The organism is Embleya sp. AB8 (genome assembly GCF_049739465.1).
Classification (GTDB): Bacteria; Actinomycetota; Actinomycetes; order Streptomycetales; family Streptomycetaceae; genus Embleya.
On the sequence record NZ_JBMHHY010000016.1, the window covers coordinates 214173 to 239921 of the forward strand.

Sequence of the window (25749 nt, forward strand, 5' to 3'; positions counted from 1 at the left end):
CGACGGGCCCTCGGCGAAGGGTGGTCCAACGGTCCATGCGCGACATCCGTGATCACGGTCGGGTTCCGACGGACTCGAGCCCGGTGGCCCCGCCCGTGTTCTGTCCCCTGCCCGGTGCGCTGAATCCGGCCGTACTCGACGTGGAGAGACAGGCGTTGGCCTGGGCGGACGAGATCGGGCTGACCGCCGACGCCCGGTCCCGGGCCCGCCTGGCGGGTACCCGGGCCGCGGAGTTCTTCGCCCGATGCGCGCCGCACGCGAGCGCCGAGCGGCTGCTGCCGTGCGTGTTGTGGACCTACTGGGGGTTCGCCTTCGACGACGCGCGCTGTGACAACGGCCCGCTGAGCAGCGACCCCGCCGGATTCCTGGTCGCCGCCGACCGGGCCCAGCGCGCCCTGGTCCGGGGGTCGGCCGAGCCCGATGCCGACCGGTTCGAGACGGCGGTGGCCGACATCGGCCGCCGACTGCGCGCGGGCGCGGACCCGGACGCACTCCTCACCCGGCGGTTCGCCCACGCCAATCGGGCCTGGCTGGGCGGCGTGGCCGAACAAATCACCAACCGTGCGCAAGGATACGTACCCGACCTCGATTCTTACGTGGCGATGCGGCTGCACTCGGCGGGCGGCGGGCCGACCTGCGCGCTCCTGGAGTACGCGCACGGCGAGCCGATGTCCGAGGCCGAGGCCGGCGCGCCGGCGGTCCGGGCGGCGACCGAGGCGGCGATCCTGGCCGCCGCGCTGGACAACGACCGGCAGTCGGCGGCCCGTGAGACGAACGACGGCCAGGGCGACCAGAACGTGTACGGCGTCCTGCGAGTCCGCCACGGCCTGACCGCGGCCGAGGCCGTCGACCGGGCCACCCGGCTGCGCGACGGCGCCCTGTCCGTATTCCTGCGCCTGCGCGACCGGGCCCGCCCCGACCTCGGGCCGGCCGGCCGCGCCTACCTCGACGGCCTGGCCCACACGATCCGCGGCAACGCCGAATGGGGCGCAGCCGTACCGCGCTACACAACGGCCGACGCGACACCCGCACCGGGCCCGCGCTGGACGGACACCCCGACCGACCCCGGCCTACGCCCACCGCCGGAGGTCCCGTCGATCGTGTGGTGGTGGCGCGTACTGGGGTAGGGGCCGGTCCCTCGAAGCCACGCGACCGCGACCACCGCGGCAGCCGGAATCCCCGTCAGGCGTGGGCAAGTTGCCAGTGGCGGGCGCGCTGGTCGAGGTGGGCGGCCGGGCCGACGCCTCGGCGTTCGAAGACGGCGAGTTGTCGGCGAATACCCGAGACCTGTTGCGCGGCTCGGTCGGAGTGGACGCCGCCGAAGTAGTCCAGGGCGCGGCCCCAGGTACCACATGCCTGTTCGAGGTGACCTTGCGCGGCCTGCTCCCTGCCGAGGTAGGAGAGCGTGAGGGCAGTGACCCGGGCCTTGCCGGTGGCCACGTCGAAGCTGCTCGCCGCTCCCGCGTACTGCTTCTCCGCGTTCGCATGGTCTCGCAGGCTGCGAAAGCAGTTCGCGCCGGTGCTTGCGACGGTGCCCCGATGCGAGCACCAGATCCCGGCCCAGAACGGTAGTTCCTCGTCCTCGCCCCGAAACGTGAGGTCTTGGGCCCGCCGGATCTCGGCAACAGCCTCGGGGCCACGTCCGACGGTCGCCAGGGCCTGGGCGCGCGTGCTGACGAAGAGCGACAACAGCCCGGGCTCGGAACGGCCTGCGACGAGGGAAAGCGCGGCGTCGGCCAGGTCGAGAGTGTGCTCGTGTCGACCGATGTCCATCGCCCCGTTGGCCATGGTCCGCAGGATCCACGCGGTGTGCAACGGGTCGTCGGCCGCACGCGTGAGGGCGAACGCTTGGAGGTAGTAGCGCTGGGCAAGCCCGTGTTCGCCGGCGTCGTAGCTTTTCCAACCGGCGAGATAGGTAACGGCGGCGGCCGTGGTGAGCGCGTCGCGATGGTCGGCCTCGCCGGCGAAGCGACCATGCGTGAGATCGGCAACGTCGGAGCGGAGATACTGCACGACGGCCGACCGGCCGTGCTGTCCCCCTTGGCGCTCGTCGATGCTCGTGTACGCCTGGAGCATGGCGCGGACGGCGGCGATGTCGGATCGACCGAACCGCCCGCCCGTTGCGGTGCGTTGCCGGGCTTCGGCGGCTTCGGCGGTTTGTCCGAGGCCGAGGGGCAGGGCTGCGGCGGCGACGCTGTACGCGGCGGCGGTGAAGACCTGGCGTCGGTTGATGTCGGCTTCGCCGATGCGTCGTACTACTTCGATCGGGTCGGGCCCGATGGTCGTCCCGAGCGAGGTATCGGTCCGGTCCGAAGTGCCGGTGGTCCAGCCCAGATCGACGGGGGTGATGTGCCGTCCGAGGCGGCGGGAGAGGACCTCGGCGATGTGGACGGCGGTTTCCGGTGCGGGTGATTTGCCGTTCACCCAGTGCGTGATGGCGGAGCTGTTCGTGCGCAGGGTCATTCCGCCCTCGGCGGCGGTGCGGCGGATGTCGGCGGCGAGTTGGGCGTAGGTGAGGCCGGTCTCTTGGACGGCTCGATGGAACTCGTTGCGTACGCGCGGGTTGTTCACGGTGAGTACACCCTCCCAAGCAGGGCGTTAAGCGCATTAAGCGGTTGTGTCCCGATTCCGTGGTGACCCGATCACCGTAGCGCCGGTTCCATTACCTGACACGTCGCAATGCGAAGAAGTACCGCTTGGGGGCAATCATGAACAGTGCGGCAAGATATCCGAGTTCACCGGCGCCGGCGGCGGGCCGGACCCGGGCCGAGACGTTGGTGGCGTCGGGTGCCTGGTTGCTGGAGGCCGCGCCGTCCGTGCCGCAGGCCGTGACGGAGTGGTTCGAGTCGGGGGCGGCCTGGCTGCGCCCGGGGCAACACTTCGCGGCCGTGGACCTGGCGGTCGACGTCGTGCACGCGGCGGCCGGCGGGCGGAGCCCGGTCGAGTGCGCCGGGCCGCTTGCCGAGGCGCTGAGGGGCCCGGTCGTCCACCACCCGCGAGGGCGCGGGGACGAGGCCACCTACACGGCACTGCTCCCGACGACGGTGCACGGGTCGTGGCGGGCGCCGGGCGCGTGGGTGCACCCGCAGTCGGACATGATCCTGGTGCCCGCGCCCGGGCGGTACGAGCCGAGCGAGGACGGGCCGTGGTGGGTCGCGCCGCTCGCCGGTCCGGGTGTGCTCTGCTCGCCCGAACGGCTCACCGCCTTCGTCGTGTTGGGGCGCGCGCGGGCCCACGGCAACGGGGGTCGTCCCGATGCGTAGCCCGATCGGCGTGCTCCCACTGACGGGCCACGCGGCATGCGAGGGACACGGGTACGCGCAGGAACTGCCGAGGGAACCACAATCCGCGGCAATCGCCCGCCGGTTCGTATCCGATGCGCTGCGTGCCTGGCGGCTCGACGACGTCGACCTCGACAACGCGGCGGGCCTCGTCGTCACCGAGCTGGTGGCCAACGCCGTCACGCACGTCGACCGGGGCCCGATTCGGGTGAGCATCTGCCACAGGCCGACAACCCGCCGGGTACGGATCGCCGTCGCGGACCACTCGGACGCGGTGCCGCTGCTGCGCGCCGCGGATCGCGATGCCGAGACGGGACGGGGTTTGCACATGGTGAACGAACTGTCCGGTGGCCGCTGGGGAACGGACCTGCCGGCCGTCGGGAAACGCGTCCGAGCCGATCTCCGAGTAGGGAAAATTGACACACCCGCTACTTCTAATGGATCGATCGCTGTGTAATCATTAGTAGAGTAGTTGGGGTCGCCGAGCGGCCACCTCCCGGCCTGCGCACGCACATTTCCGGTGATCCACCCGACCAAGGGAGCAACGATGGGCAACCTCAAGACACTTCAGGCCGGGCATGTCGGGCTGAACGTCACCGATCTGGATCGTTCCGTGGCCTTCTACCGGGCCGTGTTCGAGTTCGACGTGGTGGCCGAGGGCACCGAGGTGGATCGGCGGTTCGCCTTCCTCGGGCGGGACGGGCGGCTCCTGGTCACCCTGTGGCAGCAGAGCGAAGGGGAATTCCGCACGGCCGACCCGGGGTTGCACCACCTGTCGTTCCAGGTGGACACGGTCGAGGAAGTGAAGGCGGCCGAGCAGGTGCTGCGCGGGCTGGACGCGCCGTTCAAGTACGACGGGGTCGTGCCGCACGGCGAGCACGGCACCTCCGGTGGCATCTTCTTCACCGACCCGGACGGGATCCGCCTGGAGATCTACGCCCCGACCGGCGCCGACCCGGCCGACGCACCCACCGCCGGCGCGCCGAGCTGCGGCTTCTTCTAGACCCGGCGCACCGAAACCCGTAACTCCACATTCGGAGGGAATGCCGTGGCAACCCAGTACCACCGCGGGGAACGCGCGGTCCAGGATCGCGCGGAGCTGACCCGCCAGGCCGCGCACACACTCGCCGTCATCAAGGCGGTCATCCCGCCGGTCGCCGCGGCATTCCTCGCCGAGCAGCCGATGATCATCGTGGGCGGGACCGATGCCGCCGGCCGGATCTGGGCATCGCAACTGACCGGCGATCCCGGCTTCCTGAGCGTCCCGGACCCGCACACGCTCACCGTCGACGCACTCCCCCTCGCCGACGACCCGCTGGCCGAGGTCCTCGGCGGCGGCCCGGCCCTGGTCGGCATGATCGCCATCGAGCCCGCGTCCCGGCGGCGGATGCGGATCAACGGCCGAGCGACCCCGATGGCCGGCGGCCTGCGCGTCGAGCCCGACCAGGTGATCTCCAACTGCCCCAAGTACATCCAGAGGCGCAATTTTCGGATCCTGCGCGACCCGAACGACGCCGAGCCCGCGCAGCAGGCCGCCACCCGCGACGCAACCCGCACGGTCACCCGAGGCACCGCCCTCACCATGAAGCAGCAGCTCACCCTGAGCACTGCGGACACGTTCTTCGTGGCCACCTCGGACGAACTCGGCAACACCGACGCCTCGCATCGCGGCGGCAATCCGGGCTTCATCCAGGTCCTGTCGCCGACCGTGCTGCGCTGGCCGGACTACGCCGGCAACGCCATGTTCCTGACCCTGGGCAACCTCGAACTCAACTCATCCGCCGGGCTGTTGGTCCCCGACTGGGACACCGGCACGACGCTCCACCTGTCCGGCTCGGCCCGCACCATCTGGGACCCGGACGAGATCGCCCGCTTCCCCGGCGCCCAACGGCTCGTCGAGTTCACCGTCACCGACGTGGTGGAAATCCCCGACGCGGTCCCGCTGCGCTGGAGCGAGCCGGACTACTCCCGCTTCAACCCGCCTGTCTCCTAACGGAATTGGTGGATGTTCTCGGAGAGGAAGGCTTCCACGGTGCGCGGGGCGCGGCCGAGGAGCTTCTCGACCGTGTCCGTGGGGGATTCCGGGCGGTGTACGGCCAGTTGCTGGATTTCCACGACGTGGGCGGCGAGCCAGTCCGGGAGGCCGGCGCGGCGGACCAGGTGTTCGTACATTGCCTGCGGGGGCAGGTCGAGGTAGCGGATCGGGCGGTCGAGGACCAGGCTCAGCAGGTCGACCAGTTCGGGATAGGTGAAGGTACGGCTCCCGGTGAGGGTGTACGTTTCGCCCACCAGGTCCGGTCGGGTCAGCACCTCGACGGCGGCATCGCCGATGTCGCGGCAGTCCACGTAGTTGCACGCGGCGGCGCCCAGCGCGCCCAGGACGACCCCCTCGGCCAGGATCGGCGGCGCGAGGGTGACCAGCTTCTGCATGAACGCGTACGGCCGCAGCACGGTGTGCGGCAACCCGCTTGCGTCCAGCGCCTGTTCGATCTCGTGATGCCAGCGGGAGAAGGCCACCGGGGAGTCCGGCGTCGCGGCCGGGGCGGAGAGTTTGACGATGTGTCGGACGCCGCACTCGGCGGCGACCGCGATGGCGGCGGTCTCGTGCGCCACCTGCGCCGGGCTGTTGGCCATCGCGAGGAAGAGTTGGCTAGCCCCGACAAACGCCGCACGCAGCGACTGGGGATCGGCCGCGTCGGCGGCGTGGGTCTGGACCAGGGCGCAGGCCTCGGCGCTCAGCCCGGCCCGCAGGCCGGCCGGGTCGCGGCTCAGCGCCCGGCTCGGTATGCCGAGGGTGACGAGGCGGTCCAGTACGGCACTTCCGGTGGCTCCGGTCGCGCCCATGACGACGATCATGTGTGTACATGCCTTTCGAGGATTGCCGAGGATTGCAGGGGATTGGGGCAGGTGGTGCGGCCTACCCGGCGGAGCGCAGGGATCCGCGCCAGCGCCAGGTGATGATGGTGGTGGCCAGGGCCGCCGAGATCGGCAGGTCCAGGCGCAGTCGGCCGGGCCACGGGCCGCTGTGCGGGATGATCGCCTCGGGCACGTGGCCGCCGACGAACCAGCCGACCAGGGCGGCGAAGGCCGTCACCCCGATGGCCAGGACGAGCGTCGGCACGATCCGAGGCCACGAGGTCAGCCACGACCGCCGCCCGGCCCGGCGTTGCAGCCGGCTGCCGACCAGTGTGGCAACGAGCGCCGAGGTGCCGGCGATCGACGTACAGGCGGCGATGGTCAGGTCCTGCTGCCCGCCGATCACTCCCCCGGCGCCCGCCATCAGGGCGGGTGCCAGGTACGCGACGAGCACCTCCCGCCACAGCGTGAAGGGTGGCGGGCCGGAGCCCCGGGCTGACGAACGGCCTTGTCGCATACGGGGTTCGGTCTCCGTTTCGGACATCTAGTTAGCTCCCTAACTATATGGTCAAGCGAAAGCCGGCCCGGCGACGCCGGGACGGCTGTGTACGATCCGGGACCGCTACTCCTGCGTCAGGGCCGGAAAGCCCCGGACCAGGCGGCCCAGCAACTCGAGGAAGACGGTGCGCTCTTCGGGTTCGAGCGCGCCCACCATCTCCTGCAGGCGACCGAAGTGCTCGGGAGCCAGCTCCCGCATCTTCGTCGCCCCACGAGCGGTCAGCACGACCACCGCGGAGCGCCCGTCCTCGGCGGAGGGCCGGCGCAGCACCAGCCCCTCCCGTTCCAGACCGCCGAGCAGTCCGGTCACCGTGGCCCGGGTCACCCCGAGCACGTCCGCAAGGCCCGACGGGGTCATCTCCCCATCGGCGTCCTCCAGCGCGGCCAACAGGCGATAGCGCCCGGCGGACAGCCCGAACCGGGCGAAGTGCACCTCGACCGCCTGGCCGAGCCGCGCCCCCGCCGCCATCAGCCGGACGGCGACCAGCACGGCCTGCGGGTCGACATCGAGCCCATAGCGCCGGATCTGGTACGCCGCCTGGTCGAGCGTGGGGGTTTCCTCAGGCATCGGTTCGTGTTCCACATCAACTAATATGGCAGCTAACTACTTCTCCGTCAACCCACCCCACCCGCTCCAAGTCGCTTCCATGCGCCTTCCAGGAGCCCCGGGCGAGTGTTCTCCCAGGGAAACGCACGGCGCTTCCCATCAACGAGACCGAAACGACACGGGGAGAGCAAGCACCATGAACCTCAAGACCCTCACCACCACCCTGGCCGCACTCGGCGGCCTCTTCATCATCTACATCGGCCTGGCCTACCTGATCGCCCCACAATCCACCGCGTCCGGCTTCGGCCTGCCGAGTTGGCCCGAGCACGAGGGCACCGCGTTCCTCGCCGTCAAGGGCGTCCGCGACCTCGGCACCGGCCTGGTCGTCTTCGCCCTCCTGCTCACCGGCTACCGCCGGGCCCTCGGGTGGGCCCTGCTCGCCGTCACCTTCATCCCGGCCGGCGACATGGTGATCGTGCTGAGCCACGACGGCTCGGCCGCCAAGGCGCTCGGGATCCACGGCCTCACCGCCGTCTTCGTCGCGGTGACCGCCGGCCTGCTACTGCGCGAGCGGCAGGTCCCGGCGGCCACCAACCGGCCGATCAGTCGACGGGCGTAAGCAGGCCGGTCCCCTTCGGCAACCAGGTGAGCCCGAAGTCGTCGGCCGCGGTCCCCGTGGCGCTGATCGCCACGGTGGCGCCCCGGCGGATCGGGACGTGGAACGGGGTCTCCGCCGGCACCCGCGACGCGTCCCGATTGTCCGACGTGAAGACCTGCACATACTCGTCCGCCGCGACCCGAACCGTGGCCGGCGCCGCACCGACCTTGGCCTTCACATGGCCGACCAGGGTGCCATCGGTCGGCGCCCGCAGCCGCAGCGCAGCGCCGCCGGGCACCGGGTTCAGCCGCTGGTCGGCGCCGATCAGCCGGACGTTGCGCCGGGCCCGGAGATCCCCCACGAACAGGTGCGGGCGAAAGACCGTGACGGTCGTGGTCAGCACCTTCTCGGCGCCGCTGCCCGGGACGAATGCGGCCAGCCGGAATGTCGTCGTGTCGTGCAGCGGCGGCGAGACCCACTCCTTGACGTTGCTCACGTCGTCGACGCCCAGATGCCCCCACCGCATCACATACGACGCGGTCGAGCCCTCCCAGGTGAGCCGGACCGACTCGCCGTTGTCCACGTGGATCCGGTCCGGGGCGAAGCCCCGAAAGACGAAGCCGGCGGCGAACTTGGGCACCGGGAGCGAAGTGCTACGCGTGGCCCACGTCGTCCCGTCGGCGCTGCTCTCCTCGGTGACGGTCAACGTCGCGCCGCCGATCGCCGCGTTGACCGCGATGTCGCCCAACTCCAGGGTCAGCGGGGTGACCCCCGGCAACCAACCCCGTGCCGCGCGCGGCGTCGCGGTGAACTCGGCCCGCCCGCTCGGCGTAGACCGCGCAATGGTCCAACCGCCGCCCTGGTCCTGGTGATTGCCGCCCTGGACCGGCGCATCCCGGATCGCCGCCGGGTTGTTGGTCAGCGCCGCGGCCCCCGTACCGGTGGGCACGCTCAGTGTGATCCGCCGGCAGTACGCGGGCCGCGCACCGCCACGCACCACCAGCCGCAGCGTGGCCGAGGCGCCGATCCGGGGCGGATCAGGGTCGGTGGTCAGCGAGTATGCGAGCAACGGCTCGGCCCCCGGCGTCATCGCGGCATCACCTCGAACTTCCCGGTGCCCTGCGGCAACCAGACCAGGTCGAGGGTGTCGCCGCTCTGCCCACCGAAGTACAGCAGCACCTCGGCGTCCTGCGGCACCGGCACGCTGATCGGGGTCTCCTTGGGTGGCGCCGACGCCGGGTTCTCCGAGGTGAAGCGCATCGTGTACTCGTTGTTCCCGGCCCGGTACACCGTGGCGGCCAGTGTCGAGCCCGGCGCACCACTGCGCCCGGAGAGGTAGCCGACGAGCATGCCGTCCGTGGCCGCCTTGTAGTACTGCGAGTTGCCGCTTCCGGGGAGCGGGAACTCCTGTCGCGGACCCTGAAGTTGGGTGATCCCGTTGACATCGAGGTTGCCGACGAGCAGGTTCGGTTCGGTCACCGTGACGGCGGTGGTCAGCGCATACGTCCGCCTGGTCGGACCGCTGCCGTCCACGGCGACCAGCATGAAGCCCACGGTGTGATCGAGCGGCCCGGACGGCCACGAGCTGAGGTTGTCGACCCGTTGGGAGCCGCCCTCCCAGTACATCGTGTACTGCGGACCTCGGCTACGCTCCCAACGCAGCGTGACCTCCTCTCCGTTGGCAACCGTGACCTTGTTCGGGCGGAAGTTGGCGAAGGTGAACTCGGCCGGCCACTTGTCCAGCGAGAAGTTCGTCGTCTTCGACGTGGGTGCGGAGTCCTCGTCGGGCGAGGTCCATTCGGTGATCACGATGTCGGCGGTGCCGACCGTCTCGTTGACGTAGAAGTCCCAAAGGATCAGGGTGACCGTGAACTCGCCGTCCGCCCAGACCGGTTGCCGACTGCTGTCGAAGGAGACGACGGCCTTGCCGTCGACCATCTTCGCCTCCGTGGCCCACTTCTGGTCCGGTGGCGTCTCGTGGTCCCAGATGGGTTTGATCGACGTGACGGCGGTCGGGGTCAGGTCGGTCTCGCCGGTGCCGTGCGGGAGGGCGATGTCGACCCGCTTCAGATAGACCGGGGTGTCCGCGCTGCCCTTGATGGTCAGTTCCAGGCGCAGCAGTTCGGGCTTTTGCGGTGTGCTGACGTTGACCAGTCGGGGCACCGGGGTCAGCGTGTAGCCGAGTACCGTGTCACCCTCCGCCGAGTGCATGATCACGCGAGTTCCTCCTCTGCGGCGCTCTGAGCCGGTTGCAGGAGCAGATAGCCGGCGCGCGCGTGCGGGACCGGGTCGTCGGAGTGCACATCGCCATCGGCGGCCAGCAGCGCCCGCTCCTGCCAGTCCCCGTCCGCCGCCGAGCGCGGCTCGGCCCAGGTCCAGGTCCCGTGCCAGGCGGCGGGTCGAACCATCACCAACATCTCCTCGGGCAGCGGCTGTTCGTCGCCGAAGGTACCGATCCGCACATATCCGCCGCCGTTGCGCCGGGCGGGGTCGGTCGGCGGGATCCGGGTCGGCGCGAGCAGCGGGTTGAGCCGGAACGCGGCGCGGATCCGCAGCAGCGCCTGATGCACCAGATCGGCGGGCAACTCGACATTCGTGACCGGCAGGATGTCCGTGGTCGCGTGGATCGGGTTGTGCGGATCGGCCAGGACGGTCAGATGGTGCGAGACCGACTCCGGGCCGTCCGGCCTGGCGGGCAGTTCCAGGCCCGCGCCGTTGCCGATCTCGACCAGGTAGGGATCGTCCGCCGCGCGCTCGCCCACATGCAGACGTGTGTAGTCGGTACGCCCGCCCGGCCCGGTGGCACTGGCGTAATACCCCAGGAGCCCATCGGTGAGCTGCTCCGGATCGCCCAGCCGGATCGGCCACCGGTAGTGCGGATACCGCTCGTCCGACGTGCCGAGGGCGTACTTCCAGCCGGGGTTGCTCAGCGGATCGCCGCGCAGTTCGACGTCCAGCCGCATCCGGAACAGGGCGACCGGACGGCCGACCAGTCGCGCGGGCGCGCGGTCGTCCCGGGCGGCGGTGTCGGTGATCCCCTCCACGCCCTGATCGATGGTGGCCAGGAGCGCGGAGTACGGACCGATCGGGCCGACCAGGGCACGGACGAAACCGGCCAGGTTCGGGTGTTCGCGGCCGAACCGCTCGTCGTTCGCGTCGGCGTACGGGGACGAAGGCAGCGGCGTCCACCTGGTCTCGCGGGTGCTCCCGGCGGTGCGAATGATCCGCAGTTCGCCGAACGCCTCGCCGGCCGGCCCGTACACCAGCAGGTTGTCGTCCAAGCGGTTGATCAACACCCAGCCGACCAGCGGACTGTCGGGATCGCCCACCCGCACCGCCCGGCCCGCCGGCGGCTCGACCTCGGTGCGCCCGGAGACCGTCCGCATCCGTACCCGGGCGTCCTGGAGCAGCCGCGGCGGCAGTTGCGCAAAGCGCTCGGGCGCCTCGATGTCCGGGGCCAGCGGCGCGCTGGGCCGGGTGCTGTCCGGGGTCAGCAGGTGCAGTTGCAGGTGCCCGTCGCCATCCGTGTTGGCGATCACCGCGGACCGCCCGAACCGGTCGATGATCCGCAGGTCGCGGAAGTAGAACTGGCCCGCGCGCACCGGCTGGAAGCTGAACTCGACGTCGTCGCCGGGCACTCCGGGCGCGGCGACGTGCCCGGCCTCGCCGAGCAATCGCACCTCGGCCGCCGGGGTCGCGTTCCGGGCGCCGATGTCGCGCATCAGCAGGGCGTCGTTGAAGCCGTCCAGGGTCTGGGTCAGGATGTCCAGATCGGCGTAGGTCTCGCGCAACCTGCGCAGCCGTTCGACCTCGACGGGGTCGTCGGCGTAGGTGTCGATCAGCCGATCGATCTGCCGCATCAGCACGTACGACGCGCTCGGAGTGAGGAAGGCACGCGCGGTGAACGGGATCCACTCCGGACCGTCCTGGCCGTTGCCGGGGCGTGCGCCGGTGCCCTCCCACCGGTAGTCGCCCGCCTTGGTGAACGTCCAGTTCCGCCTGCCGCCCTCCTCCTGGTACGGAATGGGGTGGTAGCGCAGGTCCCATTGCAGGTACATCGGCAACCACGGTTGCCGCCACACCGCCGTGTATTCGGCAAGGACCCCTCGGGTGTGCTGCTCCGGCGCGGCCAGGGCCACCGCGAGCGCGCTGCGCCGGTCCGGGTCGTCGGTGGCCGCCGTGCGGGCGGCGCGGTCGAGCAGGGCGAACTCGGCGAGCAGCGCGGGTCCGGGCGCCGGCAGGTTGGGCACGTCGATCGGGCCGGGTTCGGGTTTGTCGAGCGGTGGCGGGGCGGTAGTGGTGTCGTCCCATTGGCCGTTCACCCGCAGTGCGGTGAGCAGCCCGGACCCGGTGCGGCAGGGCAGTGGTTGCTCCGGGTCGCGGGTCAGCGGCTCGGTGACGCCCCCGTCGGCGATCAGGACCACCGGGTCGCTGGTGCGATGGAAGGGCGGTTCGGCGACCCGGCGCAGTTCGAGGTGGGCGGGTAGGTGCTGTTCGGCGGCGAAGCGGTCGATGTCCTTCTGGACCTCTTCGGACGTGGTGCCCTGCGGGATGTCCTCGCGCAGCCCGGTCAGTTCGGCGAGCAGCGTGTCGGCGCGCGCGGCGGGGCTGCCGGCGCGGTTCGGGTCGAGCAGGTTCGCCGCGGCGGCGTCGAAGCCCTCGGGATGGTCACCGGGCAGGCCCTTGAGCCACCACAGCGTGCGCAACCGCTCCTGCACGTGCGCCAGTTCGCGTCCGGCTGCGTCGTAGCGGCGCTGGTCGCGGTTGAGTTTGTCCAGCCAGGCCGGCGTCCGGCCGGGCCCGGCCCGCGCGGGTTCGGGGCCTTCGGTGGGTCGGGGCACGATCTGCCATGTGTAGCCGGACGCGGACGCGGAGAACCAGGCGCGGCGGGTGACCTCGTCCAGGTCGCGGTCCCCGTCGGCCTGGTCGAAGCCGTCGATGGTGCCGTGGAACAGCGCCTTGACCAGTTCCCCGGTCCGCGCGTCGCTGGACACACGCGCGGTGATGTCGCCGAGCGCGTCGCCGATGCTGTGCCCGACGGTGACCGGGAGATCCTGCGGCTGCTCGGGGATGTCGGAGTCGGGGAACCAGTCGTAGTACGTCCACGGGATGCCGAGCGCGGCGCCGCTGTACACCGAGCGGCGCAGGCCGGCCGGCGGGGTCACCTCCTCGGGCAGGTCGGTGTACCCGGGCAGGGCCCAGCCCAGCGCGCGCATGACATCGTCGGTGCCCGTCCTGCCCGGCGGCAGCAGGCCGGGGATGGTGGCGGCGCGGCGGAGGAACTCGGCGGTGTCGTCGGCGTACCAGCCCAGCGCGAAGTAGCTCAGCGTGGTGGGCGCGGGCACGTTGTGTCCGCTGCCCTTGAGGTCGTCGAGCGTGTCGTGGAAGGAGAACACGTTCTGGTGGTAGGGCTGGAAACCGGCGAACGCGGGCAGGCCGGGGCCGATCGCGGTCAGGAACGGCTCCACCGGCGCGGGTTCGGTCCAGCCGCCGGTGCGCAGATCGTGTGCACGGCCGATGAAGTCCTCGCGCAGTGCGCCGGTGTCCGGGTGTTCGCTCAGGAACGGGGACGAGCCCTGCTTGCCGGGGATGCCGTTGGTGCGTTGCAGGTAGTCGCTGTGGATCAGCCACGCCGCGGCCCGGGTCTGCCCGGCGCCGGGACGCGGCGAAGGCACGGTGTGGTGGCGCACCACCAGCCAGCGGTTGGGCACCAGCGGGAAGGTGGTCTCGCCGGTGTCCGGGTCGTACTGCCCGGAGGTGAGTGCCTCGGGCAGTTGCCATTGCAGGTGCACGCCGTACGCAACGCCTTTGATGTCCTTGCCCGGCTCGGGTTCGGCGGCCTGCCTGGTCTTGAGCATCGCGTCGAAGTTGGGCTGCCACCGCATGAAGGCGCTGCCCTCCTTGACGGTGTCGTTGACCACCAGGGCGTGCAGCCGGACGGGGACGATCAGGTCGGGGTCGAGGTCCGTCATCGCGAGCTCCCGGTGGTGATGGTGGTGGCGGCGGTGGCGGCGGTGGCGGTATCGGTGCTGCCGGTCGGAAAGGAGGGCGGTTTGGGCACCAGGGACTGGAGCACGGGCGAGTTGATCAGTTGGATGGCGAACTGGGACGGGGTGAGGTCGTCCTTCCCGAACGCACCGGCCAGGTCCGGCACCAGGCCACCGGCGCCGAACAGGCGCAGCACGTCGCGGGTGCCGTTGTCCGGCCGATCGCGCAGGTACTTGGTGAACACGGTGTCCCCGGGCGCGCTTTCCGGGTCGGGGAAGAACTTCCCGTTGGATTCGCCCAGTTCGTAATCCGGTTCGCCGCCCAGGCTGCGCAGGCCGATCCGGTCGCCCTCGTCGATGCCGAAGTGGATGCCCTGGCCCGGTTCGCGGATCTCGATCAGGTCCGGGACATCGCGGAACAGGTACAGGATCACGTTCGGGGACAGTCGGTCCTGACGCAGTTCGGCGATCGAAGCGCCGCCGGCGGTCTTCGCGACGAGCGGGAAGTCCGGCCAGGCCCGGACCAGTTCGGAGTTGATCAGCAGGCCCGCGCCGGGCAGCAGATCGGTCCGGCGGGCGCGGCCGACCACGGCGCGCAGGTGCGTATCCAGGTCGCGGTCCTGCGTGGTGTGCACGCCGATGTCGCTCGCCCCGGCCAGGACGGCATCCAGCCAGTACGGGTCGATCCGAAACAGTCGCATCGACTCGGGCGGCAACATCCTCGGATCCGGTACCAGGTAGCAGAACGGGATGCCGCGCAGCAGGCCCAACTCGTCCAGCCAGTTCGGCATGTCGCCGGTGTTGCGCACGGCCACGGTACGCAGCAGCGATACCGACCGCTCCTCGGCGAGCAGCGCGCGGCCCTCGACCCGGCTCAGTCGGCGGCGGCCGGCCACCTTCGGCGCGGGCGTCGACTCGACCGGGCCACGCAGCGCGGCGGCCAGCGATCGGCCTCCGTCGGCGGCGAGTTCGTGCAGCGCGGCGAGGTTCCGGCCGGTGTCGGGGTCGGTCCGGGCGCGGACCGGGTCGCCGGCCATCGAGCACAACGTGGCGGCCCGGTTGGCCAGTTCGCGGCGGGCGCGGGTGACCTCGGCCGCATAGTCGGGGTCGGCCAGCGCGATAGTCCGACCCAGGGTCCACGCGGTGGCATAGCTGACGTCGAACAGGCCGTGCTCCTCCTCGTAGATCAGCGCGTGATCGGCGGTGGTCCGCCCCGGCTCGGCGGCCTGGCCGGGGACTTTCGGGGCGGTCACGGGGGTGGCCGGTCCCCGATACCACGCGTAGGTGAGTTCGCCGGAGAGGGTCCGGAAGGGCACCGACGCGTAGCCGAGCGCCAACCGGGCCCGCGCGTACTTCTCCGCGTCGTCGGCGGGCGTCCCCTTCGGCGGATTGATCCGCAGCGCCAGGTCCTCCGGGCCGCCGGACCGACTCGGCTCGACCAGGTGCCGGAGCATGTCCGGGATGTCGAGGGAGTTGGTCAGGTCCGTGGTGAACGACCACGAGGACAGCGACACCAGCCGCACCCCGCGCTGCGCCGCGCGCGCCGCGTCCGGCGGCAACTGGGCCTCGTGGCCCTCCAGCGAGACCAGGTGCGCGACATAGCGGCCCTCGTCGCGGGGGAAACGATTGGCGGTGATCACCGCGTACTTCCCCTCCGTCAACACCTCCCCGTCGGCCCGCCGCACCGGCCGGACCACATCACGGACGTGGGCGAGGTAGTACATCTCCTCCTGGGTCGGCGCCACCCGCCGGAAGACCTCCCAGGGCACGTCGATGGTGGTGCACTTGCTCTCGGCGACACCGGGGGTGATCCCGCCGTCGGTGAGTTTCGGGCCGACCACGTCGTCCTGCTCGTCGGGCCGGATCAGCTTGGCGACGGTGCGCAGCACGGTGTCCCCGGTGGCCGCGGTGTCGTCCGGCAGTTCGCCCTCGCGGAAGACCAATAGGGCCACCCACGGCGCACGGGCGCGCGCGTGGATGCCGGTGAGCGGGCGCTCCCAGGGCAGGATCGCGCGGTCCAGGGTGATGTGTGGCAGAACCTCGTCGTAGCTTCCGCTGCTGCCGGCGGGCGGGTAGAAGGCGTGTACCGACGTCTCGTGCAGCGTGAACCGGGCCGCACGCAGCTCGAACTCCTGCTTGGCGCCGGGCAACGGCGGGTCGTCGAGCCGATTGCCGGCGGCGTCCTCCAGAAGATGCTCGGCGCACACCGTGTACAGGCCGGGGTCGGCGCGCGGCACGAAGTAGTCGTGGAACGTGACGTCGAGTCGGGGCGGCTCGTTCAATGCCTCATTCGATGCGAAGCCTTCGGGCACGCGGCTCACCTCGCCGGGATCGGGGTGGACAGGGCGGCGGGCGCGGCCGTGGTCAGCGGCGCGTCGGTCATGATCCGGCCGACCAGGTCGGCGTAGTGGGTCAGTTCACTGTCGGCGTCCTTGCCCGGGTCGGCATCCAGCCGAGTCAGGGCGGCATGTACGGCGCTGCGTCGGGTCGCGGTCGCGCGCGTGGCGAGGGTGTCCACGATGCGGCCGATGCTGTTCGGATTCGGCCTGGGCTCCGGACCCTGGGCGTCCGCCACGCGCAGCGGGGTGAAGCCGTCCTGCTGCCGCTCGACGTCCAGTGCGTGCGAGGTGACCGGGCCCAGGCCGGGGCTCAGGTCGGGGCCGGGCACCTCGAAGTGCAGGCCGGTGAACATGCCTGGTTCCAGGGCGGATTCGGTAGCCGAGGGCTTGTCGACCGGCTTGCCCCACAACGCGCGGGGCATGTCGCGGCGGATGACCTCGACCTTCCACAACTTCGGATCCGGAGTGAGGTCCACCCCGTCCAGCTTGAGCGTGACGACGTGCTCGGAGGTCACGTCGGTCTTGCGCATCGGCCGGATGTCGATCTTCGCGCCGGCGGTGGCGAACACCTTCCCATTGAGCCGGATCACCGACGCCGGCAGCGCCGCCTCGGTGGAGAAGGCGAACCCGTCGGAGGAGACCAGCGGCGGCGACTTCGCCTCGGCGCGCGCCTTGCTCTCCGACTCGTCCACGTCCAGCAGCAACCCCCGTTCCGGCTTGGCCCGGATCGGCGAGGGCAACTGCATCTGGAACTCGCTCCACGACACCGCCGGCGCGCCCGTGCGCGACGAGCCGAAGTCGAAGCCGAACGAGATGAACCACACCTTGACCTTGACGTGCCCGCCCAGCGGCGGGGTCCACAGTTGCAGGTCGATGCCGACCGAGATGGAGACCCGGACCTTGACGAACCACACCTTGATGGTGAACGCGACGCCGATCGAGATGCCCAACGCGATGTCGAGGTAGAACGGCTTCCACTGGATCAGCGCATCCAGATGCGCGGTGAACCAGGCGCTGAGCAGGCCCTTTTCATAGCGCGCCGCGAGCGCGCCGCCGAACATGATCGCGTTCGGGGTGAGCGCGGTGTAGCCCTGCGCCTGGATCACCACCCGACTGCACGGATTCCACCGAAAACCGAGCCGGTCGGGGGTCGGATAGTAGTCCGGGCGCACGTAGCGCGGGTGGTAGCCGCCGATGCTGATCACGAAGTCGCCGCCGCGCTCACCGCCGGTCCACACGTACAGCGCGATGCCGCCGGTGAGTTCGCAGGCCGGGTCGAAGAAGAACGACCCGGGCGCGACCGCGACATCAAGGCTGATCAGGTGCTCGTCGGACAGATATGCCAGCCGCAGATCGATGTTCAGCCGCGCGTGTACCCGGCCACCGCTGCCGGCGTTCTTCGGGAAGGTGACCGAGGTACGACCGAGCAACATCAGATTGAGCCGGTTGCCGAACTCGACCAGGGCGAGCGCCTTGGTCTCGATGAACCGGAAGGACGTGAACTGCACGCCGATCGCGACCCAGTACGAGGCGTCCTCGGGCCGAATCCACCCATCCTTCCCGGCCAACTCTTCGAGCATGTCCATCGGCGTCGGCGGTTCGGGCGCGGGGTCCCCGGGCGTCGCCGGCGCCATGCCCAACCGGGAGACCAGTGGAAAGGTGGGCAGTTGGGCGATGGCGGGCGGCGTGATACTGCTGTTGATACCGAACCCGGCGGACAACCCGGTGACGGTGAACGGCGGCGGCCCGAACAACGACCGGCCACCCGCGAGCAGGGCTTCGACGTAGAGGAACACCGAGTCGAAGTTGTCGGTGGTCCGGAAGAACCCACCCGCACCCAGGACTTCGACGGCGGGCGTGGTCACCCGAACCAGCCCGAGCAGGCCGCCGGCGATGCCCTCGTCCGCACTGTCCGCCCAGCGCAGCGCAGCCGCGATCTCCATCGGCGGCGCCGGCCGCTTGATGTCGAGCCCGGCGCCCTGGAGTTGCGGCTTGGGGATGAAGCCCAGCTTGAGCGGAACGACGAAGCCGAGCCCGGCCAGTTCGAAGGTGAAGCCCGAGAGACGGAACTCCCCGGCCAGGAAGAACCGCAGCCCCTGCCCGTCCCGGGCACGCCGGATGCCGGCAATGTGCAACGGACCGAAACTGACGGGCAGGCCGGGGAAACGAATGTCCTTGTCCGGTACGGATGGGACGGACGGCCCTTCCGTCGCCAACGAGACGGCCAGGATCGGCATTTCCTTGCCGCCGACCCGCCAGGTCAGCCCGGCGGTGAAGGACTTGGCCCACTGGTGGCCGGTCAGCACGTTCGGGATCGGGAACATCGGCTTGGTGACGCCGTACTCGCGCAGCACCGCGTTGAGTTGGTGCACCTCGTCCACGACGACCGCGCGGGACATGTAGACGATCCGCAGGGTCGGGAAGACCAACGCGCCCTTGGGGATGCTCTCGCCGACCAGCGGCAGGCGGGAAGCGTCGAAGTCGATCCGGATGTCGAGCACGGCGGCACTCAGCGAGTCGCTCCCGACCCGGCCGGTCTTGACGAACAACAGGTCCACGGGGCTGCCCTGGCCGGGCTGGTCGTAGCCGGGCGAGCGGGCGGTGTAGAGCTTCTCACCGGCGGGCAGGTCGTCGTATTGGGCCACGCTGTCCAGGTACGGGACCAGTTCGTCGGGAAGTTCGACCAGCGGTTGGTCGATGCGGGCGAACATGTCGAGCAGGGATACTCGTTCGGCGGCAAGGGACACGGGGCCTCCTCGGCGGGGTGCGGTCAGGGCCGGGCACGCGGCGGGGCGGGGCGGATCAGTAGACGGTGAAGGCGACGCAGCGCGGATACGCGCCGGACGACAACGGAATCGCCCGAACCATGACGTGGTCGGCGGTGTCGATGATCGACAGCGTGGACCAGTGGTTGTCGCCGACGAAGGCGTACGTCCTGGCGTAATCGAAGGAGAGGCCGGTGGGAGCACCGAGACCGCCCTCCCCGCCCACCGGGATTCGATAGCGCACACTGTGGTCTGCGGGATTCGCCTCCAGCACCCCGGATTTCCCGTCCTCGGGGACGCAGTACAACGATCCGCCGTTCGCATTCAGCCCGAGAGCGGTCGTCGCGGGCAGCTTGCCGCGCAACGGAATGTTGCCGTTGCGCACATCGATCGTGACCACCTCACCCTCGATGGATACCCCGTCGCCGCCCAGACCCACGTGCACGTAGTTGCCGTCCGCGGACACCGTCAGGTCGTACACCGTCCACGACCTAGGGATGCGAAACGCCTGGCGCACCCGGCCCGCCTCGATGTCGATCTCGACCACCGCGCCCGATCCGTCCAGGCGGGTGCCGAAGTAGAGATACCGTCCGCTCGGTGCCACCTCCAGCGGAGCGCCCCACACATCCAGGCTCTTGGGATCGACGCCGGCTCCCGGCCCGGACAGCAGGTCGCCGTACCGCACTTCGATCCGGCGGGTGCGTTCGAACGTGCCGCAGCGAAAGGTATCCAGGTAGTACCGCGAGTGGTTCTCCGAGGCGACCAGCCCGTGTGCGAGCAGACCATCCGGCCCGAACGCCAACCCGCTGACGGCGTACTCGCCGGCGACCTCGGGCAGACGCGCGACGACCTGATGCGTCGAGGTATTCAGGCAGATCCGGGTCCGATGCGTCCAAGCGTAGAGGTGTCGGCCGTCCGGGGTGATGTCCAGGGTGTGCAGGGCGTCGGAGTGGAGATCCAGATCCAACGTGGCGGTCACCTTGCCGGCCCCGATGTCCACGACGTCGACCGTGCGCCCCACCGCGACGAACGCATGTCCGGGCGAGAACGTCGGAACCAAGCCCGGCCACGAACTGTCGTCAATGGCCGCCGCGTTGGCGGTGACAGTGCGAGTGGCCAGGACACCCTTCGTGAACTGCGACCCACGAAAGAAATGGAACTCGCCCTGGCGCGGATCGTAGGTCGCCGCGCTGATCCCGTTCACGAACGCGGGCGCCTTGGCCTGCAACCCCGACCACATCGCGGCGAGTGTCTTGGTCTCGACCACGGCGGAGGCGCGCAGGTCGTACAGGACACAGGAGTTCCCCCGGAAGAAGAACGCCTGATTCGCGCTCGTCCCCGGCAACGCCGCGTCGATCCCGGACGCGAACCCCGCCGGCAGGCCCGGGAACCGGGCCGCGATCGTGGTGACTTCGGCGACCGTCCCGGCCAGGGGATGCAGCCGCAGACACTGCGTTCCCCGGAAGACGATGGTCCACGGGTCGTCGGCCGGCGTCGTCAACGCCGCGTCGAACCCGGTCCGGAAGGCAGTCGGCAGATCCGGCCACCGGCGCGCGAGCGTCAACGCCCCGTCCAACATCCGGCCGCTCGCCCAGCCGAACCGGGCTGCACGGTCCCCTTGGACCACGAACCCGGTCTGCTCGGCGGACGGTCCGGCGTTGGTGATCGTGAAGAACGCGTCCACTTGGTGCTCGGGCAAGGTGGGCCCTCCCATGGGGGGGTCGGTTGGTGGTTGGCCGTCGTCAGTACGGGGAGTACGCGAGACCCTGGACCCCAACGACGTCGGCGCCGAGCTCGATCGACGCGATTCGTCGGTGTTGGGCAACGTCGATGATCGCGATGGAGGACTCGTAGACACCGGTGGCGTTCACGTAGGCGTATGCACCTCGGTGACTGAACGCGATCTCTCCCGGTTTACCCAAGCCGCCGCCCGCCTTGATCGGAATCCGGTACCTGACCTGGTGATTGGCGGGATCGGCGACGAGCACACCCGACTCCTCCGGGCCCCTGGGCAGGCTGTACAACTCCCGCCCATCCGGGGTGAGTTCGAGCCGGCTACAAAGAGGGAGCACGCCTCGTCGGAGAACGACGCCGCTGCGCACATCTATCGCGAGGGTTTCCTTGGCGTGCGCCACATGCACGATGGTCCCGTCCGGCGCGAGCGTGATCGAATACATCCGGCCGGGATCGGGATAGCCGAACGCCTGGCGGACCTCGTTCAGGTGCAGATCGATCTCCAGCACGACGCTGCCGCCGGCGCGGGTATCGATCCCGACGAAGACGCTTCGGCCATCGGGACCGGCCGCCACCGACGTGCGCTTCAAGGCCACGGCCGCCTCCGGGTCCGCATAGCCCCGCAAGGGGATTCGGGCCAGGCTGTCGAAGCCGCCGACTCGGCAGACCTCCAGATAGGGATCCGCGTTGCGGTCCGCCCGGGTCACGAAGTAGTGGCGGTCGCCCTCTGGGCTGAAGGCCACTCCGCTGCCCATCCCCCAGGGCATGTTCTCAGCGAACTCCGCAACCACCTTGCGCGTGGCGGTCTCCACACAAAAGCGCCCATCCACCTTGCAGGCGTACACGTACCGTCCGTCCGGGGAGGCGGTGATCGCGTTGTATCTCATGGGTCTCGGGTGCGGAAAGGAGCCCACGGCTGCACGAGTGCCCAGGTCGAAGATTCGGGTGTCATCCCGGGCACCCGGATTCATCATCAAGGACACGTAGAGAAACCCGGTCGCGAACGCCGGCACCAGGCCCGGCCACGAAGTGTCGTCGATCGGTGCGGCGTTCCGGGTCACCGTGCGGGTGGCCAGGACGCCCGTGGTGTAGTCGCCGCCCCGGAAGAAGTGGAACTCGCCGTTGCGCGGGTCGTAGGTCGCCGCGCTGATCCCGTTCACGAAGGCCGGTGCCTTGGCCTGCAACTGCGGCCACATGGCGGCCAGTGTTCGGGTCTCCACCGGGCCGGGGGCCCGCTGGTCGTACAGGACACAGCTGTTCCCCCGGAACAGGTACACCTGATTGCCGCTCGTGGCCGGCAGCGCCGCGTCGATCCCAGCCTCGAAGCCCGCCGGCAGCCCCGGGAAACGCGCGGCGATCGTGGTCTCCTCGGCCACGGTGCCGTCGATCGGGTGCAGCCGCAGACATCGGGTCCCGCGAAAGACCAGCGTCCACGGGTCGTCCGCCGGCGTGGTCAGCGTCGCGTCGAAGCCGGCCCGGAACGCCGTCGGGAGCTGCGGCCACCGCTCGGCGAGCGGCATGGCGTTGAGGTCGAGCATGCGACCGCTTGCCCAGCCGTAGCGGGCCACCTGGTCGCCCTGCACGACGAATCCGGTCTGCTCGACGCCGGGGCCGGCGTTGGTGATGGTGAAGAAGGCGTCAACTTGGTTTTCGGGCACGGTGCGACCGCCTCTGGCTCAGTATTGGGTGAACGCGATGGAGCCGTAGAAGTTCGCCGAGACCGATGGAGAGGCGACTTTGCGGTAGCACCCGGCGTCGATGACGGCCACGGTTTGACTGTCCCAGTCGAATGAGTACGCGTAGGTGCCGAAGTGGCTGAAGAGGAGCCATTTGGCGGTGCCCAGTCCACCTCGACCCCCAATCGGAATCCGGCGCACCAGGTGGTGATCCGCCGGGTCCACCACGAGGATTCCGGAGTGCCGTGCGGCAGGCACACACCAGAGTTCCCGCTTGTCGGGGGTCAGCGCCATGGCCGTGCACGCGGGCAGCTTGCCCTGAAGCACGATCTCCCCGGTGAGCAGATCCAACGCGCATACGCCGCTCGCCAATGCGACGTGCAGGATCCTGCCGTCCGCCGAGATGGCCAGGTCGGCGATCGGGCCCTGACCCGGGAGGGCGAACACCTGCCGGGGGATCTCATCGACGAGGTCCACCTCGTACACGAAGGCGCGACCGTCCTGGACCGTCGTCAGACCGGCGTACACGTAACGGCCGTTCGGTGCCGCGACCACCGGAGGCGGCACGGTCTCCGTCGCGACCGACATACCGGCGCCGGACGCCGACTCGGCCCCGCCGTCGGGTTCTTCCGCCGGATCCGACTGGGGTGTACCGCCGTCGAGGGGGATGGTCGACAGCAGCGCCGGCGGATTCAGACCAACCACACGGAGGACGTTCCCTGCCGGGTGATGGGGAGTAACGAAATATGCACGGGTCCCGTCGGCCCGGAATGCCATCCGCTGGGGGTCCATGAAGGAGTACGCATTACTTGATGCGACCTCCTTCCAGGTCGTCATGTCGTAGCACGACCACCGAGGGCTTCCCGACCATCGGGCCACGTGCATGTATCGCCCGTCCGGGCTCGGCTCGATCCACCCGGGCCCGCCCAGCCAGTCGAGCTGACCCTGGGCATGGCTTTCCAGGTCAACCTTGAGCACGTAGCCAGGCGAGAAGACGATGACATGCCCACGCGCGAACGCCGGCACCAGCCCCGGCCACGACGCGTTGTCGACCGGGCCCGCGTTCAGATCGATCACCCGGGTCGACAGCGCCCCGCGCGTGTACTTCTCGCCCCGGAACAGGTAACACGAGCCGGTCTTCGGGTTATACGTCGCCGCGTTGATCCCGGCCACGAACTCCGGTGCCTTCGCGGCCAATCCGCTCCACGTGTCGGCGAGCGACTTGACCTCGATCAGGTTCGACGCGCGTAGGTCGTACTGCGCGCACTGGTCGCCCCGGAACAGGTAGGCCCGGTTGGCGGCGCTCAGGCTCGGCAGCGCGGCGTCCAATCCGGCCGTGAAGACCGCCGGCAGGCCCGGGAAGCGGGCGGAGATGGTGCCGACTTCGGCGACCGTGCCGTCCAGTGGGTTCAGCCGCAGACATCGCTCGCCCCGGAACACCCACGTCCACGGATCGTCGCCGGGTACGGTCATCGTCGCGTCGAAGCCCTCGGTAAATGCTTCGGGCAACTGCGGCCAGCGCCGCGACAGCAACGCGGCGTCCGCATCGAGGGCCTTCCCCGCGCCCCAGTCCCAGCGTGCGACCCGGGTGCCCTGGATGGCGTACCCGATCTGTCGTTCCGCGTCTGTGACGGTGAAGAAAGCTTCGATCAAGGTACGTGACATCGTGATCACTCCCCGGGGATGGGCGGCTACCGAGCATCATCGCCGGGCAAACCGGATGTCAAGGAGAACAAATATCCCAATCATGCCAATGGTCTACATCGAACCGATTCGACAAATTGGATATTTTCCCACCATTCGGATCTTGAAGAAATCACTTGGTCACCTTCCGGTTACCCTCCGCCGGTGGCCCGACCACCGCGAACACCCCTGCCGAGGCCCCGGGTTCGCACACCGACCGCACCTCGGCCCACACCCCGACCCGCCCGCCGCAACGAAGCGAATTGGCTCGAAACCACGTGCGCCACCCCGCCCCTACCACCCGGTACGGTCGAGTCCCTCGCTCGGGAGCCGGTGCGGGGATCCGGACGACGGAGGGACGCAGTGGGCGAGTCACCGCGAGTACAGGGTGAGTTGCAGGCCGAGATCATGGCCGTGCTGTGGCGGATCGAGGCCGGGACGGTGGAGCGGATCCGGTCCGAGCTGGCCGAGGCGTCGCGCGGGGCCTATACGACGGTGCAGACCGTATGCAATCGGCTGGCCGAGCGCGGGTTGTTGGCCAGGGTCCGGGAAGGGCAGGCGTACGTCTATCGGCCCACCGTGACCGAGGCCGACTACGTGGCGTCGTCGGTGAGTTCGGCCCTGGCCGCCGCGTCCGCACCGGCTCGCCGGGTGGCCCTCGCCCAGCTCGTCGGCGGTCTGGACGCGTCGGAGTTGGCCGATCTGCGCGCGCTGGCCCGGCGGATCGAGCACGAGCGCGAGCACGGCGGCGGCCGATGAGCTCGCTCGGCGGATGGGCCGCGTGCCTCGGCGCGGCGATCGTCATACCGCATCTGCTGCCCCTGGACCGGGTGCGGCCGGTCGGCGCGGCGGCGGTCTGGGGCCTGGCCCTGGCCGCCCGGGCCGTGGTCGCGGTCGGCGTCGTGCTCACCGCGGTGATCTGCCTCCCCGACACCCCACGCTTCGCCCGGTGGGTACGGGAGTTGCCGCACCAGCTCATCACCGGCGTCGGCGATACCGAACTCGCCCTGGCCGGGCTGGTGTTGCTCGCCTTCGCGGCGATCGGCCAACGCCTCCGGGCCTGTCTGCGCGGCGCCCGTACGCCGCTGCACCCGCTGCCCCTGACCGGCCCCGGCGGCAGCATCGTGGTCGGCGATCGGGAGGTGCTGCTCGCCGCGGTGGGCTGGCGGCATCGGGCGATCGTGGTCAGCGCGGGCGCATTGGCGGCGCTCGACGACGAGGAGTTGGCGGCCGGACTCGCCCACGAACAGGGCCACATCTCCCGCGCCCACCACTGGTGGCAGGCCGGCGCCGAACTCGGCCGACTGCTGGCCGGATGGCTGCCGGGGACGGCGCGGGCCGCCGACGAGTTGGCCTTCCAACTGGAACGGGCCGCCGACGTATGGGCCATCGAGCACGAGCACGATCCGGTCGTCCTGGCCGGCGCGGTCTGCAAGGCCGCGCTCGCCGGCCCGGTTCGCCCGCTCGGCCCCGCGCAGCACCTGATCGGCCGGTCGCCGGCATACGCGGGTCGGCGTGTTCGGCTGCTCCTGGAGGGCTGCCCGACCGGTACCCGGCGCGGCAATGTCGCGGTGCGGGCCGGCGCATTGCTCATGTCGGCCCTCATCCTCGGTGCGACGTTCACCGGCAGCGCGCACCTCGGCGACACCCTGATCCGGTGTCACATCGCGGGCTCCTGCACCCATCCGGACCGGATCGCGCCCCGGTAGCCGGGTAACACCGGTC

The 25749-nt window shown here is 70.3% G+C and carries 20 protein-coding genes; 8 read left to right on the plus strand and 12 right to left on the minus strand.

Translation table 11 applies throughout. The features are described 5' to 3' along the window. The first annotated feature begins 95 nt into the window (after positions 1 to 95). A complete protein-coding gene (locus ABIA38_RS24765) occupies positions 96 to 1127 on the plus strand; it encodes a terpene synthase family protein (protein ID WP_424641002.1) in 1032 nt (343 codons plus the stop codon). A gap of 55 nt (positions 1128 to 1182) precedes the next feature. On the opposite strand, the gene ABIA38_RS24770 is transcribed toward ABIA38_RS24765, so the two are convergent. Continuing rightward, positions 1183 to 2571, minus strand: a complete 1389-nt coding sequence (locus ABIA38_RS24770) for a hypothetical protein (RefSeq protein ID WP_424641003.1) — start codon at positions 2569 to 2571, stop codon at positions 1183 to 1185. A 125-nt stretch (positions 2572 to 2696) separates the two neighbouring features. On the opposite strand from ABIA38_RS24770, the gene ABIA38_RS24775 reads away from it, so the two are divergent. The 4 genes from ABIA38_RS24775 to ABIA38_RS24790 all read left to right on the plus strand — a co-directional run bounded on the left by ABIA38_RS24775 (position 2697) and on the right by ABIA38_RS24790 (position 5274). Then, positions 2697 to 3263, plus strand: a complete 567-nt coding sequence (locus ABIA38_RS24775) for a hypothetical protein (RefSeq protein WP_424641004.1) — start codon at positions 2697 to 2699, stop codon at positions 3261 to 3263. A gap of 10 nt (positions 3264 to 3273) precedes the next feature. Next, positions 3274 to 3738 carry an ATP-binding protein gene (locus ABIA38_RS24780; protein ID WP_424641005.1) on the plus strand — a complete coding sequence of 155 codons (465 nt, stop codon included), beginning with the start codon at positions 3274 to 3276 and terminating at the stop codon, positions 3736 to 3738. A gap of 90 nt (positions 3739 to 3828) precedes the next feature. Next, positions 3829 to 4284: a VOC family protein gene (locus ABIA38_RS24785; protein WP_424641006.1), complete on the plus strand. Its 456-nt coding sequence runs from the start codon at positions 3829 to 3831 to the stop codon at positions 4282 to 4284. Positions 4285 to 4329: 45 nt separating this feature from the next. Then, positions 4330 to 5274 carry a pyridoxamine 5'-phosphate oxidase family protein gene (locus ABIA38_RS24790; protein ID WP_424641007.1) on the plus strand — a complete coding sequence of 315 codons (945 nt, stop codon included), beginning with the start codon at positions 4330 to 4332 and terminating at the stop codon, positions 5272 to 5274. Here the strand turns inward: ABIA38_RS24790 and ABIA38_RS24795 are convergent. The 3 genes from ABIA38_RS24795 to ABIA38_RS24805 all read right to left on the minus strand — a co-directional run bounded on the left by ABIA38_RS24795 (position 5271) and on the right by ABIA38_RS24805 (position 7263). Further along, positions 5271 to 6125: an NmrA family NAD(P)-binding protein gene (locus ABIA38_RS24795; protein WP_424641008.1), complete on the minus strand. Its 855-nt coding sequence runs from the start codon at positions 6123 to 6125 to the stop codon at positions 5271 to 5273. The genes ABIA38_RS24790 and ABIA38_RS24795 overlap by 4 nt on opposite strands. 73 nt (positions 6126 to 6198) lie before the next feature. Beyond that, on the minus strand, positions 6199 to 6681 hold the full coding sequence (locus tag ABIA38_RS24800) for a hypothetical protein (protein ID WP_424641009.1): 483 nt from the start codon (positions 6679 to 6681) through the stop codon (positions 6199 to 6201). Positions 6682 to 6759: 78 nt separating this feature from the next. Continuing rightward, a complete protein-coding gene (locus ABIA38_RS24805) occupies positions 6760 to 7263 on the minus strand; it encodes a MarR family winged helix-turn-helix transcriptional regulator (RefSeq protein WP_424641010.1) in 504 nt (167 codons plus the stop codon). 175 nt (positions 7264 to 7438) lie between these two features. Between ABIA38_RS24805 and ABIA38_RS24810 the strand changes: the two genes are divergently transcribed. Next, entirely contained in the window at positions 7439 to 7861 is a 423-nt protein-coding gene (locus ABIA38_RS24810; RefSeq protein ID WP_424641011.1) for a DUF4267 domain-containing protein, read from the plus strand. On the opposite strand, the gene ABIA38_RS24815 is transcribed toward ABIA38_RS24810, so the two are convergent. The 8 genes from ABIA38_RS24815 to ABIA38_RS24850 are packed head-to-tail and all read right to left on the minus strand — an operon-like array spanning position 7845 to position 24006. After that, positions 7845 to 8930 (minus strand): hypothetical protein, encoded by a 1086-nt coding sequence (locus ABIA38_RS24815; protein ID WP_424641012.1) that lies wholly within the window; start codon positions 8928 to 8930, stop codon positions 7845 to 7847. The genes ABIA38_RS24810 and ABIA38_RS24815 overlap by 17 nt on opposite strands. Beyond that, positions 8927 to 10057 carry a hypothetical protein gene (locus ABIA38_RS24820; RefSeq protein WP_424641013.1) on the minus strand — a complete coding sequence of 377 codons (1131 nt, stop codon included), beginning with the start codon at positions 10055 to 10057 and terminating at the stop codon, positions 8927 to 8929. The genes ABIA38_RS24815 and ABIA38_RS24820 overlap by 4 nt, the downstream gene beginning before the upstream one ends. Next, complete coding sequence (locus ABIA38_RS24825; protein ID WP_424641014.1) at positions 10054 to 13812, minus strand: hypothetical protein; 3759 nt, start codon at positions 13810 to 13812, stop codon at positions 10054 to 10056. Before ABIA38_RS24825 ends, ABIA38_RS24820 begins: the two co-directional genes overlap by 4 nt. Next, entirely contained in the window at positions 13809 to 16109 is a 2301-nt protein-coding gene (locus tag ABIA38_RS24830) for a hypothetical protein (protein WP_424641015.1), read from the minus strand. Before ABIA38_RS24830 ends, ABIA38_RS24825 begins: the two co-directional genes overlap by 4 nt. Positions 16110 to 16144: 35 nt before the next feature. Then, positions 16145 to 18913, minus strand: a complete 2769-nt coding sequence (locus ABIA38_RS24835; RefSeq protein WP_424641016.1) for a DUF6603 domain-containing protein — start codon at positions 18911 to 18913, stop codon at positions 16145 to 16147. A 55-nt stretch (positions 18914 to 18968) separates the two neighbouring features. Further along, on the minus strand, positions 18969 to 20630 hold the full coding sequence (locus ABIA38_RS24840) for a hypothetical protein (protein WP_424641017.1): 1662 nt from the start codon (positions 20628 to 20630) through the stop codon (positions 18969 to 18971). A 43-nt stretch (positions 20631 to 20673) separates the two neighbouring features. Next, positions 20674 to 22323, minus strand: a complete 1650-nt coding sequence (locus tag ABIA38_RS24845) for a hypothetical protein (RefSeq protein ID WP_424641018.1) — start codon at positions 22321 to 22323, stop codon at positions 20674 to 20676. 18 nt (positions 22324 to 22341) lie between these two features. Next, positions 22342 to 24006, minus strand: coding sequence for a hypothetical protein (locus tag ABIA38_RS24850; RefSeq protein ID WP_424641019.1), 1665 nt, complete (start codon positions 24004 to 24006; stop codon positions 22342 to 22344). A 381-nt stretch (positions 24007 to 24387) separates the two neighbouring features. Between ABIA38_RS24850 and ABIA38_RS24855 the strand changes: the two genes are divergently transcribed. Both ABIA38_RS24855 and ABIA38_RS24860 read left to right on the plus strand, forming a co-directional pair. Continuing rightward, the gene (locus ABIA38_RS24855) at positions 24388 to 24783 is read left to right on the plus strand and encodes a BlaI/MecI/CopY family transcriptional regulator (RefSeq protein WP_424641020.1); all 396 of its coding nucleotides are present in this window, start codon (positions 24388 to 24390) and stop codon (positions 24781 to 24783) included. Further along, a complete protein-coding gene (locus ABIA38_RS24860) occupies positions 24780 to 25733 on the plus strand; it encodes a M56 family metallopeptidase (protein ID WP_424641021.1) in 954 nt (317 codons plus the stop codon). The genes ABIA38_RS24855 and ABIA38_RS24860 overlap by 4 nt, the downstream gene beginning before the upstream one ends. Positions 25734 to 25749: the final 16 nt, after the last annotated feature.